We start from the raw sequence: 16,873 nt of genomic DNA, 5'->3' as shown, positions 1-16,873 counted from the left end.
GCCCGCGCGGGGCCGGAGTTGATGGTTTTCCGAGGATTTTCCGATGAACGAGCATGCGGCCGTCCGTCCGCCCGCCGAGATCGTCCTCGCCTTCGAGCCTCCATTCCGCGTCTCCGCCACCGAGGTGCGGCCGCCCGACCTGGAGATCGAAGGACCCGACGGCGTACGCACGCTGGAGCCGCGCGTGATGAAGGTGCTGGTCGCCCTGCATCGGGGACTGGGCGCGGCTGTCAGCCGCGAGACGCTCGGCCTCCATTGTTGGGGTGGGCGGATCGTCTCGGAAGACGCGCTGACCCGCTGCATCATGCAGTTGCGCAAGGCGTTGGCCTCCGACCCCGGCGTGGCGCTCGAGACCATCCCCACGGTCGGTTATCGGCTACAGGTCAACGCCGCGCCTTCCGCCGCTGTCGGGTCGCCTGAAGCGGCGTCGAAGCCTCGCCGGGTTTCGTGGATCGCCGCGGCCACGGCTGTCACCGTCGTCACCCTGGGCGCCGCCGCGTGGCTCTGGAGTCAGCGGCCGGCCGGCTGGACGGTGGTAGATTTCCGGCCGCTGACGTCCGAGCGCAGTTTCAAGACCTTCCCGGCGCTGTCGCCGGACGGGCGGCAGGTCGCCTATGCCTTCAGCGAGAGCCCAGCCGGCGAGCGGGATATCCATCTGCGCGCCGTCGCCGGCGGCGAGCCGGCGCCTGTCACCTCTGGTCCGGCGGACGATTTCGCGCCGGCGTGGTCGGCCGATGGGGCTCGGATCGCCTTCCTCCGCTGGACCGCTGATGGAACCTGCACGGTGATGATCGCCGTCGTTCCGCGGGGCGGCGAGCGGCGATTGGCCGACTGCCGCACCAGCCAGTCGCATCCAACCTGGCTCGACGACCGCACGGTGGTGATCGCCGACACGTCGCCCGGCCGCGACCAGGCGCGGCTCTACGCTGTCGACGTGGAGACCGGCGCCGCCCGGGCCCTCACCACGCCGCCCCCGAACGCGCTGGGCGACGCCGAGCCGCAGGTCTCGCCCGACCGGCGTCGCCTGGCGTTCCGGCGAAGCCTTCTGATCGGGGCCGACGAAATCGTCGTCCTCGACCTGCGGTCTGGGCGCGAGCGCTCGATGACCTCCGACGGCTGGAAAGCGGCCGGCTTTGTCTGGGCCGCCGACAGCCGCCAACTGTTCTACGCCTCCAACCGGGGCGGCGCTTTCGGCCTGTGGCGCGTCGACGTCCGCAAGCCCGGGGAGTCGCACCGCGTAAGCCTGGGTCTTGGAGTCACGAGCTTCATGCGCATGTCCGCGGACCCGACCGGCGGCATCGTCGTGGAGCTGTCGCGCCCGCGCAGCGGTCTCGTCGGCCTAAGCCCTTCGGGCGAGGTCCGCTCGCGAGTGGTGACGGAGTCGGCCGACTGGGACACCGTCGAGGGCCCAGACGGCTCCCTGGCGCACGTCTCCGACCGCGGCGGCACAGCCGACATCTGGGTCACCGATCCTCAGGGTCGCGCGACCCGGGTCACCACACGGATCGGCAGCTACACGTTCAACCCGAGCTGGTCTCCTGACGGACAGCGGGTGGTCTTCGTGGCGGTGCAGGGCCGGCGGGCCGACATCTTCTCCGCGCGCCGCGACGGTTCGCAGCTGCAGCAGCTTACCAACGACGGCCACGACAAACGCATGCCGGCGTTCGACGCGTCCGGCGAGCGGGTGCTCTACGTCGAGCGCAGGGGGGAAGATTTCCGACTGATGGCGGTCTCGCCGCAGGGAGCGGCACACCCTGTGCCAGGCGGCGCGGGATGGCGCACGTTGCAGCGGAGCGGCGCGGGCGTCCTCTACGGCCAGCGCCGGGGCGACGACATGGTGGGCGCTCTGGTCGACGGCGCCTGGCGGCCGTTGGGGCCGGTTCGGCCGTCCGAATCCTGGGCGCCCGCGAACGATGGGATCTACATCCTTGACCCGGCCGCGCGCCCGTCGCCGATGCTCTGGTTCCAGCCCTGGGGCGGCCCGCGGAAGCGCCTGCGCGATCCAGGGCCCCTGGCGTACCGTCTGCAAGCCGCGGCTCGGCCGGGCGTGATCCTCAACGAATACCTGACCGACTCCATCGATCTGGGCCATATCCGCCTCGGCCCAGCGCGGGACCAGGGATCCTGAGGTCGTTGCCTCCCCCGCAAGCCTCCGACCGTGCGCGGACCAAGCAGCCCGCGTTACCCTCCAATGCGCCTCTCTCCGGAGCCAGCCGAACCTCCGCTGGCGATGGATCCGGCCACAGCGGTCGGTCCACCGGGGTTCGAAGCGGACCTCCTCAACCTCGCCTCGGAGTCAGAGCGAGCCCCCCTAAACCCCCTCCGTCTTCCGCGCCCTGGCCACCACCTCCGCCAGCAGCTCCGCCCCGCCCAGGCTCCCGGCCGCCGCCGCATCGCCGCCCAGGGCGTACTCCGGCGGCACGGTTTCGGGGCCTTCGCCGGGCGGCAGGGGCGGGGTGTAGTAGCCGAGGGCGTAGTTGCTCATGGCGTAGCCCACCAGGGCGGCGAGCTCGGGCGCCAGGGTCCGCGCTGCGTCCGGCGGGCAGGAGAGGTACATGTTCTCCTCCTGCCGCAGCCACCCCAGCGAATAGGTGATGTTGAGGCCCCAGCGGTCCTCGGCGCTGTCGTTCGCCCCGCCGCCGTGGAAGACGGTGCCCGTATAGACCAGCACCGAGCCCTTCCCCATCTCGGCCCGGGCGATCTCGCCGGGCTCGGCCTTGCGGTCGTCGTCCCAGGCTTGCGAGCCCGGGATCACCTGGGTCGCGCCGTTGGCGGCGGTGAAGTCGGTGAGCGCCCAGATGGTGTTCACCTGCGGCTCGATGCCCGGCATCTGCCGGCCCCAGGCCCAGCGGTCCCGGTGGATCGCCTGGGCGACCTCGCCCGGCATGATCCGGATGAGCTGGGCCAGGTGCAGCTGATACCGGTGGCAGTTGGGCGTCAGCACGGCGTCGCACAGGGCCAGGATGCGCGGGTCCGTCACCAGCGGCCGCGTGCGCGGCGAGCGGGCCACGAGGGCCCCGGTGCGGGTGGTCCGGGCGCCGGTGAAGCTGTCCCGCCCCGGGGCGGTGGCCTCCACCCAGGGCCGCAGTTCGGCGACCAGGGCGTCGATCTCGTCCGCCGGCAGGGCGTCGTCCAGGAGCAGGGCGCCGTCGCGGTCCAGCACGGCCAGGATCTCGGCGGCCGGGGCGTCGGCGGGCAGGTGGGCGAGCGCAGGCATGGGCGGCTCCCTTCAGGCAGCCCCACCCTGCCAGCCTTCCCCGCACGGAAGTCACGCGCCCGAACTTTCGGGTGGAAGATCACCGCCAAGAGCGCCCCGCGCCCCAGCGCCGAACAGGCAAACCGCAGAAAACGCAGACGACGCAGAAAGCCTCGGCTGCCCCTGCTCTTCTGCGCCTTCTGCGTCTTCTGCGGTTCCAACTACAGCGCCTGCGGCGCGCGAGGCCTACGCGTCGTAGTTCAGGATCGGCGCCAGCCACCGTTCGGCCTCGCCCACGCTCCACCCCTTGCGGCGGGCATAGTCCTCGACCTGGTCCTTCTCGATCCGGCCGACGCCGAAGTAGTGGCTTTCGGGGTGGGCGAAATAGAGGCCTGAGACCGCCGCCGGCGGGGTCATGGCGTAGCTCTCGGTCAGCTCCATGCCGGTGGCGGCGGTCGCGTCCAGCAGGCGGAACAGGGTGGCCTTCTCGGTGTGGTCGGGCTGGGCCGGATAGCCGGGCGCCGGGCGGATGCCGCGGTACTGCTCGCCGATCAGGTGGTCGAGGTCGAACGGCTCTTCCGGGGCGTAAGCCCAGAGCTCGGTGCGCACGCGCCGGTGCAGGGCCTCGGCGAAGGCCTCCGCCAGCCGGTCGGCCAGGGCCGTGGCCAGGATCGCCGAATAGTCGTCGCCGGCGTCCTTGAAGCGCCTGGCCAGCTCCAGCTCGCCGTGGCCGGCGGTGACCGCGAAGCCGCCGATGTAGTCGGGCCGCGTCCCCACCGGCGCCACGAAGTCGGCCAGGGCGACGTTGGCCTGGCCTTCGCCGGTCTTCAGCATCTGCTGGCGCAGGGTGTGCAGGCGGGCGAGCTCGGTCGTGCGGGTCTCGTCGGCATAGACCACGATGTCGTCGCCGTCGGAATTGGCGGGCCAGAAGCCGACCACCCCGCGGGCCTCGAGCAGCCCCTCCTGGAGGATGCGGTCCAGCATCGCCTGCGCATCTTTGAACAGGTCGGTGGCGGCCTTGCCGACCACGTCGTCCTCCAGGATCGCCGGATAGCGGCCGATCAGCTCCCAGCTGGCGAAGAACGGCGTCCAGTCGATGTGGCGGCGCAGCTCCGGCAGGTCGTAGGGGGCGAAGGCGCGGGTCCCCAGGAAGGTCGGCTTCGGCGGGTCATAGGCCGTCCAGTCGGGGGTGAAGGCGTTGTCGCGCGCCTCCCCGATCGTGGCGCGGGCCCGGGTCCCCTGGCCGCGGGCGAACTGCTCGCGCACCTTCTGGTAGTCGGCCGCGGTGGCGGCCAGGAACTTGGGCTTCTCGGTGGCCGAGAGCAGGTTCGAGACCACGCCCACGGCGCGGCTGGCGTCCAGCACATAGGTGGTCGAGCCGGCGGGGTACTTGGGCGAGATCTTCACCGCCGTGTGGGTCTTCGACGTGGTGGCGCCGCCGATCAGCAGGGGCATGGTCATGCCGCGCCGCTCCATCTCGGAGGCCACATAGACCATCTCGTCCAGGCTGGGGGTGATCAGGCCGGAGAGGCCGACGATGTCGACCTTATGCTTCTGCGCCTCGTCCAGGATGCGGTCGGCCGGGACCATGACGCCCAGGTCGATGACCTCGTAGTTGTTGCACTGCAGGACGACGCCGACGATGTTCTTGCCGATGTCGTGGACGTCGCCCTTGACGGTGGCCATCAGGATGCGGCCGGCCTGCTCGCGCGGCTTGCCGGCCTTCTCGGCCTCCATGAACGGCATCAGCCAGGCCACGGCCTGCTTCATCACCCGGGCCGACTTGACCACCTGGGGCAGGAACATCTTGCCCGCGCCGAACAGGTCGCCGACCACGTTCATCCCGTCCATCAGCGGGCCTTCGATGACGTGCAGCGGGCGCTCGGCGGCCAGCCGCGCCTCCTCGGTGTCGGCCTCGATGTACTCGGTGATGCCGTGGACCAGGGCGTGGGCCAGGCGGCCGGCCACCGGCTGGTCGCGCCAGGCCAGGTCGGGGCCCTTGGCCTGCGACTTGCCGCCCTTGTACTTGGGGGCCAGCTCGACCAGGCGCTCGGTGTTGGAGATGTTGGTGCGCTGGGGCCGGTTGAGGATCACGTCCTCCACCGCCTCGCGCAGCTCCTCGGGGATGTCGTCGTAGACGGGCAGGTCCCCGGCGTTGACGATGCCCATGTCCATGCCCGCGGCGATGGCGTGGTACAGGAACACCGAGTGGATCGCCCGCCGCACCGGCTCGTTGCCGCGGAAGCTGAAGCTGACGTTGGAGACCCCGCCGGAGATGCGGGCGTAGGGGCAGAGGGCCTTTATCCGCCGGGTCGCCTCGATGAAATCAACGGCATAGTTGTCATGCTCCTCGATCCCCGTGGCGACCGCGAAGATATTGGGATCGAAGATGATGTCCTCGGGCGGGAAACCCACCTTCTCTACCAGCAGGTCGTAGGCCCGCTTGCAGATCTCGACCTTCCGGTCCGCCGTGTCGGCCTGCCCCACCTCGTCGAAGGCCATGACCACGACGGCGGCGCCATAGCGCAGGCACGCCCGGGCCTGCTCCAGGAACTTGGCCTCGCCTTCCTTCATCGAGATCGAATTGACGATCGCCTTGCCCTGGACGCACTTCAGCCCGGCCTCGATCACCTCCCACTTGGAGGAATCGATCATCACCGGCACCCGCGCGATGTCCGGCTCGGCCGCGATCAGATTCAGGAACGTTTTCATGGCGTTCACGGAATCGAGCAGGCCTTCGTCCATATTGACGTCGATGACCTGGGCCCCGGCCTCGACCTGCTGGCGCGCGACCGACAGGGCTTCGGGATAGTTCCCCTCGGCCACCAGCTTCCGGAATTTGGCCGAGCCGGTGACGTTGGTCCGCTCGCCGACATTGATGAAGGTGGGGCGCATCAGCTCACAGACTTGAGGGATCGGATCAGCAGGTAGACCGCGCCGGCGCCGGACGGCGCGCGATAGGCGCCCTCGGCCTCGAGGACGCGGGCCGAGATGGCGGCCAGCATCCAGCCCAGGCCCGGCAGGTCGTCGCTCGTGAGCACGTCCGTCGCCAGCTCCTCGATGCCGTTGTCGAGGCCGAACTGGCGGACCTGGCGCATGGCTTCGGTGCTCTGGGCCGGCCAGTTGCCGTTGGCCCAGCCCCACATCCAGTCCTGGCCGCCGATCGTGCCGACGACCTGGATGTCGGCCACGACCCGGGGGCCGGCCTCGTCCGAGAACGTCAGGGTGCAGGCGGCGGCGTCGTAATCATAGCGGGCCCACGCGGCGAGACGGTGCGTCTCGTCCATGCGCTTCTGCTTGGCGGTGAAGGTCGCGAACGCTTCCTCGCACCACGCGTCGTACCAGTCGGGGGCTTTCATCAGGCGATCTCGAAGGGTTCCAGGCCCGCCAGGCGCATGGCCTTCGGGCGTTCGGGGACCTGCCGCGGCTTCAGCCCCCGCACCGCATCGGCCACGTGGCGGATGTGGTCCGGCGTGGTGCCGCAGCAGCCGCCCAGGATGTTGACCAGGCCATGCTCGGCCCACTCGTGCAGCTCATGGCTGGTCTGGTGCGGCTGCTCGTCGTACTCGCCCATGGCGTTGGGCAGGCCCGCGTTGGGATAGGCCGAGACCAGGGTGTCGGCCACCCGCGCCAGGTCGGCGATGTGCGGCCGCATCAGGTCGGCGCCCAGAGCGCAGTTCAGGCCCACGGCGAACGGCTTGGCGTGGCGCACCGAATTCCAGAACGCCTCCACGGTCTGGCCCGACAGCGTGCGGCCCGACCGGTCGGTGATCGTGCCCGAGATCCAGATCGGCAGTTCCTCGTAGCCCTCGTCCGCCAGGTCCAGGATCGCCTTGATCGCGGCCTTGCAGTTCAGGGTGTCGGTGATGGTCTCCACCAGGAACAGGTCGACCCCGCCCTCGTGCAGCGCCCGCACCTGCTCCACGTAGGCCTCGTAGACCTGGTCGAAGGTCACCTTGCGCGCGCCGGGATCGTTCACGTCCGAGCTCATGGACAGCATCACCGGCAGCGGGCCGATGGAGCCGGCGACAAAGCGCGGCTTGTCCGGCTCCCGGGCGGTCCAGCGGTCGGCGACCTCGCGGGCGATCCGCGCGCCCTCAAGGTTGATGTCGCGCACGGCCGCTTCCATGCCGTACTCCGCCTGGCCGATGGTCGTGGCCGAGAAGGTGTTCGTCTCGGAGATATCGGCGCCGGCGGCGAAATACTGGTCGTGCAGGTCGGAGATGATGTCCGGCCGGGTGATGCAGAGCAGGTCGTTGTTGCCCTTCAGCTGGCCGGGCGCGTCCTTGAACCGGTCGCCGCGGTAGTCCGCTTCGGCCAGTCCGCGCTTCTGGATCATCACCCCCCACGAGCCGTCGAGGATCAGCACCCGTTCCTTGGCCGCGGCCTTGAGCGCCGCGATGCGTTCCTGGCGAGTCATGCCGCAGCTTCCTTCGGTTCGGGTGGGGTCTCGCGCACGCCCAGGATCCGGCAGATGGCGTAGGTCAGGTCCGCGCGGTTGAGCGTGTAGAAATGGAAGTCGCCGAAGCCTTCCTCGGCCAGCCGGGCGCACATCTCGGAGGCCACCGAGGCGGCGATCAGCCGGCGCGTCTCCGGGTCCTTGTCCAGCCCCTCGAACAGGTTGCCGAGCCAGCCAGGCAATTCGATGCCGATCGGGCCCGACATCTTCTTCAGCCCGGCATAGTTGGTCACCGGCATGATGCCCGGCGAGATCGGGATGGCCACGCCCGCCTTCCGCACCCGGTCCATGAACCGCAGGAAGCCGTCCACGTCGAAGAAGAACTGGGTGATCGCCCGCGTGGCGCCCGCGTCGATCTTGGCCTTCAGCACGTCGATGTCGTGGTCGATCCCGCTGCTCTCGGGATGCACGTGCGGATAGAGGCCGACGCTGACCTCGAAGTCGCCGATCGCCTTGATGCCGGCGGTCAGTTCGGTGGCGTTGCGATAGCCGTCGGCCCGCGGCGTATAGACCCCGCCGATCTGGCCGGGCGGGTCGCCGCGCAGGGCCACGATGTGGCGGATGCCCGAGGCCCAGTAGTCCCGGATCACCTCGTCGACCTCGCCGCGGGTCGCCTCCACGCAGGTCAGGTGCGCGGCCGGCTTCAGCGTGGTCTCCTTCAGCATCCGCAGCACCGTCCGGTGCGTCCGGTCCCGGGTGGAGCCGCCGGCGCCGTAGGTCACCGAGACGAAGGTCGGCGCCAGGGGCTCGAGCCTGCGGATGGCCGCCCACAGGTTCTCCTCGGCCTCGGCCGTCTTAGGGGGCGAGAACTCGAACGATACGCCGGGACGCGGCTGGCCGCCCACGCCGGCGCGGGCCACGGGCCCCAAGGCAGTCTGGGCGGGGCTCATGCGGCGCTCCTCAAGACGGTGGGCGCGCGCTGCGCAGCCCAGATCTTCACGGTCAGCCCGTCGGCTCGGGTCGGCGGCAGGGCCCGCAGCCCCACCTGGGGCAGCTCCGCCTCGGCCAGCCAGCGGGCCATCTCGTCATCCGAGAATCCCAGGCGGCGATGCTGGTGCTGCTCGCGCAGGAACTCGTGCTTGTGCGGCGCGAAGTCGACGATGATCAGCCGCCCGTCGGGGGCGACGATGCGCGCCGCTTCCTTCACCGCCGCCGCCGGGTCGCCCAGGTAGTGCAGCACCTGGTGGACGACCACCAGGTCGGCGCTGGCGTCGGGCAGGCGGGTGTCGAAGATGTCCCCGTGGCGCAGCTCCACGTGGGTGAGGCCAGCCTCCGTCACGTTGCGCCGGGCGATGTTCAGCATCTGCTGGGAGAGATCGAGGCCCAGGGCGTGGTCCGCCTGGCCGGCCAGCAGGGTCAGCATCCGGCCGGTGCCGGCGCCCAGGTCGACCATGCGCCGGAAACGCCCCGACCCCGCCGCCCGCAGGATCTCGGCCTCCACGTCCGCATCGGAGACGTACAGCGACCGGATCCGGTCCCAATGGACGGCGTTCTCGGCGAAATAGGCCTGGGCCGCGTCGGCGCGTTCGGCCTGCACGTCGTCCAGCTTGCGCCGGTCGCGGGCCAGCCCCGGGTCGTCGGGATTGATCCGCGCGAGCACCTCGGCGACCACCTCGCACTGCCGGCCCGCGCCGGTCAGGCGGTAGAAGACCCAGGCGCCATCGGGAAACCGCTCCACCAGCCCCGCCTCGGCCAGCAGCTTCAGATGTCTTGAAACGCGCGGCTGACTCTGGTCCAGAACGCGGCACAGCTCGAGCACCGCGAGTTCCTCGCGCTGCAGGAGCGCTAGGATGCGCAGCCGCGTCGGCTCGCCCGCCGCGCGCAGCACATCCACCGCCTGTTTCGCCGAAAGCGTCATTGCACATAAAGATATCTTTATACGTGCTAACGTCAAGTGAATGGCGGCAAGCTTCGTCCGCCACGGGGACCGGGGAGAGCCCATGCGCCGCGTGCTGATCATCGGAAACTCGGGCGCCGGCAAGTCCACCCTGGCGCGGCGGCTGGGCGAGAGGCTCAGCTTGCCGGTGATCCACCTCGACGTCCTGTTCTGGAAGCCTGGCTGGGTCGAGAGCGACGACGATGAGTTCCGAGGCCGCGTGGCCGCCGCCCTGGCGGCGCCCGCCTGGGTCTGCGACGGCAATTTCGGCGGCTCCTGGGATCTGCGGATGCCGCTCGCCGACACCATCGTCTGGGTCGACCAGCCCCGATGGCTATGCCTGTTCCGGGCGATCCGGCGCGTCTTTCAGTACCGGGAGGGCGAACGGCCCGACATGGCCGCCGGCTGCCGCGAGACCATCGATCTCAAGTTCTATCACTTCATCTGGACCTACGACCGACAGGTGCGGCCGAAGCTCGAAGCCGCCCTCGCCCAGCACGGCGGCCACGCCCGCATCGCCCGCCTGCGCAGCGACCGCGAGATCGAGGCCTTCCTCGCGGAGGCTTGATCGCGGGCGGGAGGCTCGCCCTACCGCGTGAACTTGTGGAACTTGATCCGGTGGGGGATCAGGCTGTCGGCGCCCAGGCGGCGCTTTTTGTCCTCTTCGTAGGCTTCGAAGTTCCCCTCGAACCACTCGACGTGGCTGTCGCCTTCGAAGGCGAGGATGTGGGTGGCCAGGCGGTCCAGGAACCAGCGGTCGTGGCTGATGACCACGGCGCAGCCGGCGAATTCCTCCAGCGCCTCTTCCAGGTTCTGCAGCGTCTCGATGTCCAGGTCGTTGGTCGGTTCGTCGAGCAGGATGACGTTGCCGCCCTCGGTCAGCGTCTTGGCCAGGTGGACCCGGTTGCGCTCACCGCCCGAGAGCTGGCCGACCTTCTTCTGCTGGTCGCCGCCGCGGAAGTTGAACGAGCCGACATAGCTGCGGGTGTTGATCTCGCGCTTGCCCACGGCCAGCACGTCCAGGCCCTGGCTGATCTCCTGCCAGACGGTCTTGTTGGGATCCAGCGCGTCGCGGCTCTGGTCCACGTACGACAGCTTCACCGTCTCGCCGACGCGGAAGGTGCCGCCGTCGGGCTGTTCCTGGCCGGTGATGATCTTGAACAGCGTCGACTTGCCGGCGCCGTTCGGGCCGATGACGCCCACGATGCCGTTCGGCGGCAGCTTGAAGGTCAGGTCTTCGAACAGGACCTTGTCGCCATAGGCCTTGGAGAGGCCGTTGGCCTCCAGCACCACATTGCCTAGGCGCGGGCCCGGCGGGATCTGGATGGCGGCGGTGGTCTGGGCCTGGCGGGCGTTCTCCTGCTCGCGGACCATCTCGTCGTAGCGCGCCAGACGCGCCTTCGACTTGGCCTGACGGGCCTTGGCGCCCGACCGCACCCATTCCAGCTCGCGGGTCATGGCGCGCTGGCGGGCCTCGCTCTCGGACTGCTCCTGGACGATGCGCTTGGTCTTCTGCTCCAGCCAGCCGGAGTAGTTGCCCTCGTAGGGGATGCCCTTGCCGCGATCGAGTTCCAGGGTCCACTTGGTCACCTGGTCCAGGAAGTAGCGGTCGTGGGTGACCAGGATCACGCAGCCCGGGAAGGCTTCCAGGTGGTGCTGCAGCCAGGCCACGCTCTCGGCGTCCAGGTGGTTGGTCGGCTCGTCCAGCAGCAGCATGTCGGGCTTGCTGAGCAGCAGGCGGGCGAGCGCGATCCGGCGCTTCTCACCGCCCGAGAGCTTGTCCACCGGCCAGTCGTTGGGCGGGCAGCGCAGGGCGTCCATGGCCATCTCGATCTTGGAATCGATGTCCCAAAGGTCGCCCGCGTCGATCTTCTCCTGGAGGGCGGTCATCTCCTCCATCAGCTCGTCGGTATAGTTCTCGCCCAGCTCGGCCGCGATCTGGTTGTAGCGGTCGAAGATCTTCTTCTCTTCGCACCAGGAGATCACGTTGCCCCAGACGTTGAGCTGCTCGTCGAGCTGGGGCTCCTGCTCCAGGTAGCCCATCTTCACGCCGTCGGCGGCCTTGGCTTCGCCCGAGAATTCCTTGTCGATCCCGGCCATGATCTTCAGCAGGGTCGACTTGCCCGAGCCGTTGACCCCGACCACACCGATCTTGGCGTCGGAGTAGAACGACAGCCAGATGTTCTCGAACACCTTCTTGCCGCCGGGATAGGCCTTGGTCAGGCCCTGCATCTGGAAGATATACTGCTGCGCCATGGGGCGTCCGCACTCGCTCGTTCGAGGTATGGGGAATTCGGGCGAGCAGATAGCGGTGCGGGCGGCCCGGCGCAACGCCGGAACCTCCGGCGGGTTTGCGCGTTCGCCATGCTCGGGGACGGGGAAAGGTGACGGGTGTGCGTCGATGGGGGCGATGAACCGCCTGGCGATCCGCTGGGACGCCTTATGAGCGGACCAATCCAGACGGAACCTGCGCTCCACTACCTCGTGGACGCCGTGTCCGATTATGCCATCTACATGCTGGACCCCGAAGGCTGCGTCGCCAGCTGGAACACCGGCGCGCGGCGGCTGAAGGGCTATGACGCCGCCGAGATCCGCGGACGCTCGTTCTCCGAGTTCTTCACCCCCGAGGACCGCGCCGCCGGCGTGCCGCAAGACATCCTGCAGCGCGCCGCCCGCGACGGGCGGGTCGAGGTGGAGGGGTGGCGCCTGCGCAAGGACGGCAGCCGCTTCTGGGCCCTGGGCACGCTCCACGCGATCCGCGACCCGGACGGAACGCTGGTCGGCTATGCCAAGGTCACCCGCGACATGACCGAGCGGAAGGCGGCGCAGGAGGCCCTGGCGGCCAGCGAGCGCCAGTTCCGCCTGCTGGTGTCCGGGGTGGTCGACTACGCGATCTTCATGCTGGATCCGCACGGCGTCGTGACCAACTGGAACACCGGCGCCCAGAACATCAAGGGCTACGCGGTCGATGAGATCGTCGGACGGCATTTCAGCGTCTTCTATACCGATGAGGAGCGCGCGGCCGGCGCGCCGGACCGGGCGCTGGCCACGGCCGCCGCGCAGGGCCGCTACGAGGCCGAGGGCTGGCGCGTGCGCAAGGACGGCAGCCCCTTCTGGGCCCTGGTGATCATCGACGCGATCAAGGACGAGACCGGCGCCCTCGTCGGGTTCGCCAAGATCACCCGCGACATCACCGAAAAGCGGCAGGCCGAGCTGGAGCTGCAGCGCGCCCACGAGCAGTTGGCCCAGGCCCAGAAGCTTGAGGCGCTGGGCAAGCTGACCGGCGGGGTGGCCCACGACTTCAACAACCTGCTGATGGTGGTCAGCGGCCAGGCCCAGCTGCTGCGGCGCAAGGTCGGCGACGACGCCCGCGCGCTGCGGGCGCTGGACGCCATCGAAACCTCCGCCCGGCGCGGCGAGGACCTGACCCGGGCCCTGTTGTCGTTCTCGCGCCGCCAGCGGCTGGTGCTGTCGCCCACCGCCCTGCCCGAGCGCGCCGACGGCCTGCGCGAGCTCCTGTCCACCAGCCTGCCGCCCGCCGTCCGGCTCGACCTGGACCTGCCCGAGGGCCTCTGGCCGGTGACGGTGGACATCGGCGAGCTCGAGCTGGCGTTGCTGAACCTCGCCGTCAACGCGCGGGACGCCATGCCGGGCGGCGGATCGCTGTCGATCGAAGCCGAGAACGTGACGCTGGACGGCTCCGGCCCCGGCGACCTGACCGGCGACTTCGTGGCGGTCACGCTGCAGGACAGCGGAACGGGGATCGCCCCCGACATCCTTCCCCGCATCTTCGACCCGTTCTTCACGACCAAGGACGTGGACAAGGGCACGGGCCTCGGCCTGTCCCAGGTGTTCGGCTTCGCCCAGCAGTCGGGGGGCCATGTGACGGTCGACAGCGAGCTGGGCCAGGGGACCCGCTTTACCCTCTACCTGCCCCGCGCCGACCGGGCGCCGCGGCCGCTGGCGGACGATGCGCCCCTTCCGCCGGCCTCCAGCGCGCGGATCCTGCTCGTGGAGGACAACCCCGACGTGGCCGACGTGGCGGCGCGGATGCTGGAAGAGCTGGGGCACGAGGTGCGCACCGTCTCCAGCGGCGCGGCGGCGCTCGGCGCGCTGGCCACCGGCGAGACGCCGGACCTGATCTTCAGCGATATCGTGATGGCCGGCGATCCCGACGGCCTGGGGATGGCGCGGCGGGTGCGGGAGGCCTTCCCCCACGTGCCGATCCTGCTGGCGACGGGCTACAGCGAGGCGGCGGCCCGGATCGGCGACGAGTTCCCGATCCTGCGCAAGCCCTACAAGCTGGCCGAGCTGAGCCGGGCCCTGTCCGAGCGGCTGGCGGTGCGCGAGGCGAGCAAGCTCGTGAACCTGGAGGCGGAGCGCCGCGCGCGCGGCGGGGCGGGTGTCTGAGGAAAATGCCGCGGGAAGGGCGCCGATCCGCCTCCGGCTGGGATGACCGGGCCTTGCAGCCCGGCGCCGGACGATGAGCCGCCGTCCCCTCCCGCGAGTTGATCCCTTGGCCGGCCGAACGAACCCAGTGGCCTGCCGAGGGGAGGAGTCGAGGCGGGCTCTAGTTGCGGGCGGCCTGGAGCCGGATCGCCGCCTTGTTGCACGCGCGGATCTGGCCGTCGGACAGTTCGCGGCCGCCGGACTTGTAGCTGGCCACCGGCCCAACTACGGCGACCACCTTCTTGCACTCGCGCACCAGGCCATCGAGGTTGCCCTTGCGCGCGGCGACGCCCTCGCACTGGTCGCCATCGCAGCGCCAGGCGACGCCGGCGATGACCTCTTCCCGGGGGGCGGCCGCGGCCGAGGCGAGGCGCGCCTCGCCGCGATAACCGACGGTCTGGGCGAACGCCGCCCCCGACGCGAACACCGCCACCGCGGCGATCGCGCTCACACACCTGAAGTTTTGCATCTTCGTGTTCCTTTGGGTAGAAAAGAGCACGACCGGTCGCTACAATCTAGAAAGAGCACGATCGGTCACTTTGTCAAGCAGGGAGGCTTGGCTTTTGCGCAAGGGTGAAGCAACGCGTGCCCGCATCGTGGCGGAGGCGGCGCGTCAGGCGGCGTTGCGGGGCCTGACGGGCGTGAGCCTGTCCGACGTGGCCGACGCGGTGGGCATCTCCAAGAGCGGGCTCTTCAAGCATTTCGAGTCCAAGGACGACATGCACCTGGCCGTCGTGGAGTCGGTGATGGAGCGGTTCTCCGACGTGATCTGGAAGCCCGCCGAGGGCCTGCCGCCCGGCCGGGCGCGCCTCGAAGTGGTCTTCGAACGCTGGCTGCACTGGTGCGAGGAGGAGTGGCCGGATAGCGGCTGCCCGGTGACCGCCCTCAGCGTGGAGCTGGACGACCAGCCCGGCCCCTTGCGGGACCTCCTGCACAAGCGCCTGCAGGGCTGGCGCAAGACCATGCTGCGCGAGTTCCGCGCCCTGCGCGAGCCGCCGCTCAGCGAGGCCGAGGCCCAGGCCGCCTATTTCCAGATGAAGAGCTTCATCCTGGGTCACTCGGACTCGCGCCGGATGATGGGCGACGCCGACGCGCATCGCTCGGCGACCGCGGCCTTCGAGGCCCTGCTGGACCGCACCTGCCGCATCGCCGCCTGAGTCCGCGCCGGAACGATAACCGGGCTGCTGCGTAGTCACTGCGACCGGTGAACCTCACCCGTGACACGCGAAGGATGACAGCCATGCACAAGGACGAAGCCAAGGGCGCCGCCAAGGATATCTCGGGCTCGATCAAGGAAGGCGTGGGCAAGGCGACGGGCGATGACCGTCTGGCCGCCGAAGGCGCCGGCGAGCGCATCGAAGGCAAGGTGCAGAAGGGCGTGGGCGCCCTCAAGGACGCCGCCCGCGACGCGCTGAAGAACTAGGCGCAGCCGAGCCACGTTTCGAGGGGCCGCGACGGGAAACCGCCGCGGCCCTCGTCATGTCTGCGCCAGCCTCGCCGCTCTCCTCACCCGTCGGGAGGATGGGGGTCAGGCCTCTGCGTCGATCTCGGCGAAGGTCTTGCCGCGGGTCTCGCGGGCGGCCAGGGCCGCGACGCCGGTGACGAAGGCCGCCGCCGCCACATAGATCGCGATGGGCGTTCCCGATCCCGTCGCCTGCAGCAGGGCCGCGGCGATCAGCGGCGCGAGGGACCCGGCGAAGATCGAGGTCACCTGATAGGCCAGCGAGACTCCGGAGTAGCGCATCCGGGTCGGGAACATCTCCGCCAGGAAGGCGGCCTGGGGTCCGTACATCGCCCCGTGGCACACCAGCGCGCCGACGCAGGCCAGGATGATCAGCTCGGGCCGGCCCGTGTCGAGCAGGGCGAAGAAGGCAAAGGCCCAGGCGACCATTGCGAACGCCCCGGCCGCATAGACCGGCCGCCGGCCGATCCGGTCGGACAGCGCGCCGAACATCGGGATCAGGAACACGTGGCAGGCCGAGGCGATCAGGATCGCCTCCAGCGCCACCTGGCGCGACAGCCCCACCTTCTGGGTCACGTAGGTGATCGAGAAGACGGTGATCACGTAGTAGCTGATGTTCTCGGCGAACTTCAGGCCGGCGCCGATCACCAGCTCCCGCGGCCGGCGGCGGATCGCCTCCAGGGTCGGGGCCTTCTCGATGGCGGCGGCCTCCTTGGCCACCTCGCGGAAGGCGGGGCTCTCCTCCACCGTGTTGCGGATCCACCAGCCGACGCCGATCAGCACGGCCGACAGCAGGAACGGCACGCGCCAGCCCCACGCCAGGAAGTCGGCCTCGCTCTGGAACGCCGCCATGGCCGCCAGCATGCCCGACGCCAGCAGGCTGCCGGCCGCCACCCCGGCCTGCGGGAAGCTGGCCCAGAGGCCCCGGCGGGCGGCGTCGCCGTGCTCGGCCACGATCAGGACCGCCCCGCCCCACTCCCCGCCCACGGCGAAGCCCTGGATCAGGCGCAGCGCGATCAGCATCACCGGCGCCCAGACGCCCACCTGGTCGTGCGTCGGCAGGCAGCCGATCAGGACCGTCGCCGCGCCCATCATCACCAGGCTCAGCATCAGCAGGCGCTTGCGACCGATCCGGTCGCCGAAGTGGCCGAAGACGATGCCGCCCAGCGGCCGCGCGACGAACCCCAGCGCATAGGTGCCGAAGGCCAGCATGGTGCCGACCAGCGGCTCGGAGGCCGGGAAGAACAGCCGGTTGAACACCAGCGCCGCGGCCGTCCCGTAGAGGAAGAAATCGTACCACTCGATGGTGGTGCCGATCATGCTGGCGGCCACCACCTTGCGCAGCGTGGCCGGCGAGGAGACGGCCCCGTCCGGACTGGAGGTCGAACTCATGGACGCTTCCCCTGGGCGGCGCTCTGACGGCGCCTGTTC

Annotated in this window: 14 protein-coding genes; 5 read left to right on the top strand and 9 right to left on the bottom strand. The window is 70.0% G+C overall.

Going from position 1 to position 16,873, the window contains the following annotated elements:
- The first annotated feature begins 43 nt into the window (after nt 1-43).
- The gene (locus A2790_RS18185; RefSeq protein ID WP_293394525.1) at nt 44-2,128 is read left to right on the top strand and encodes a winged helix-turn-helix domain-containing protein; all 2,085 of its coding nucleotides are present in this window, start codon (nt 44-46) and stop codon (nt 2,126-2,128) included.
- Nucleotides 2,129-2,311: 183 nt separating this feature from the next.
- Here A2790_RS18185 and A2790_RS18180 read toward each other — a convergent pair whose 3' ends face one another.
- From A2790_RS18180 to A2790_RS18155, 6 genes are all read right to left on the bottom strand, one after another.
- Nucleotides 2,312-3,217: a phytanoyl-CoA dioxygenase family protein gene (locus tag A2790_RS18180; protein WP_293394522.1), complete on the bottom strand. Its 906-nt coding sequence runs from the start codon at nt 3,215-3,217 to the stop codon at nt 2,312-2,314.
- 225 nt (nt 3,218-3,442) lie between these two features.
- Complete coding sequence (metH, locus tag A2790_RS18175; protein WP_293394519.1) at nt 3,443-6,091, bottom strand: methionine synthase; 2,649 nt, start codon at nt 6,089-6,091, stop codon at nt 3,443-3,445.
- Nucleotides 6,091-6,555, bottom strand: coding sequence for a DUF6882 domain-containing protein (locus A2790_RS18170; RefSeq protein ID WP_293394516.1), 465 nt, complete (start codon nt 6,553-6,555; stop codon nt 6,091-6,093). The genes metH and A2790_RS18170 overlap by 1 nt, the downstream gene beginning before the upstream one ends.
- Entirely contained in the window at nt 6,555-7,616 is a 1,062-nt protein-coding gene (locus A2790_RS18165; RefSeq protein WP_293394513.1) for a homocysteine S-methyltransferase family protein, read from the bottom strand. Before A2790_RS18165 ends, A2790_RS18170 begins: the two co-directional genes overlap by 1 nt.
- Nucleotides 7,613-8,545, bottom strand: coding sequence for a methylenetetrahydrofolate reductase [NAD(P)H] (gene metF, locus A2790_RS18160; protein ID WP_293394510.1), 933 nt, complete (start codon nt 8,543-8,545; stop codon nt 7,613-7,615). The genes A2790_RS18165 and metF overlap by 4 nt, the downstream gene beginning before the upstream one ends.
- Nucleotides 8,542-9,513, bottom strand: coding sequence for a metalloregulator ArsR/SmtB family transcription factor (locus A2790_RS18155; RefSeq protein WP_293394507.1), 972 nt, complete (start codon nt 9,511-9,513; stop codon nt 8,542-8,544). Before A2790_RS18155 ends, metF begins: the two co-directional genes overlap by 4 nt.
- 82 nt (nt 9,514-9,595) lie before the next feature.
- Between A2790_RS18155 and A2790_RS18150 the strand changes: the two genes are divergently transcribed.
- Complete coding sequence (locus A2790_RS18150; protein WP_293394504.1) at nt 9,596-10,099, top strand: hypothetical protein; 504 nt, start codon at nt 9,596-9,598, stop codon at nt 10,097-10,099.
- A gap of 20 nt (nt 10,100-10,119) precedes the next feature.
- Here the strand turns inward: A2790_RS18150 and ettA are convergent, their stop codons facing one another.
- A complete protein-coding gene (gene ettA / locus A2790_RS18145; RefSeq protein ID WP_068876436.1) occupies nt 10,120-11,787 on the bottom strand; it encodes an energy-dependent translational throttle protein EttA in 1,668 nt (555 codons plus the stop codon).
- Between the two features lie 186 nt (nt 11,788-11,973).
- On the opposite strand from ettA, the gene A2790_RS18140 reads away from it, so the two are divergent.
- Nucleotides 11,974-13,941: a PAS domain-containing sensor histidine kinase gene (locus A2790_RS18140; RefSeq protein WP_293394499.1), complete on the top strand. Its 1,968-nt coding sequence runs from the start codon at nt 11,974-11,976 to the stop codon at nt 13,939-13,941.
- A 160-nt stretch (nt 13,942-14,101) separates the two neighbouring features.
- Here A2790_RS18140 and A2790_RS18135 read toward each other — a convergent pair whose 3' ends face one another.
- A complete protein-coding gene (locus tag A2790_RS18135; RefSeq protein WP_293394496.1) occupies nt 14,102-14,449 on the bottom strand; it encodes a hypothetical protein in 348 nt (115 codons plus the stop codon).
- 94 nt (nt 14,450-14,543) lie between these two features.
- Between A2790_RS18135 and A2790_RS18130 the strand changes: the two genes are divergently transcribed.
- Together A2790_RS18130 and A2790_RS18125 are read left to right on the top strand one after the other, a co-directional pair.
- Nucleotides 14,544-15,137, top strand: coding sequence for a TetR/AcrR family transcriptional regulator (locus A2790_RS18130; protein ID WP_293394493.1), 594 nt, complete (start codon nt 14,544-14,546; stop codon nt 15,135-15,137).
- Nucleotides 15,138-15,220: 83 nt separating this feature from the next.
- On the top strand, nt 15,221-15,403 hold the full coding sequence (locus tag A2790_RS18125; RefSeq protein WP_293394490.1) for a CsbD family protein: 183 nt from the start codon (nt 15,221-15,223) through the stop codon (nt 15,401-15,403).
- 105 nt (nt 15,404-15,508) lie between these two features.
- On the opposite strand, the gene A2790_RS18120 is transcribed toward A2790_RS18125, so the two are convergent.
- Nucleotides 15,509-16,834 (bottom strand): MFS transporter, encoded by a 1,326-nt coding sequence (locus A2790_RS18120; protein ID WP_293394487.1) that lies wholly within the window; start codon nt 16,832-16,834, stop codon nt 15,509-15,511.
- Between the last annotated feature and the right edge of the window lie 39 nt (nt 16,835-16,873).

The organism is Phenylobacterium sp. RIFCSPHIGHO2_01_FULL_69_31, from assembly GCF_001824475.1.
In the GTDB taxonomy this organism is placed as follows: Bacteria; Pseudomonadota; Alphaproteobacteria; order Caulobacterales; family Caulobacteraceae; genus Phenylobacterium.
The sequence above is the reverse complement of the archived record's forward strand: the minus strand, read 5'-3'. Positions and strand labels throughout refer to the sequence as shown.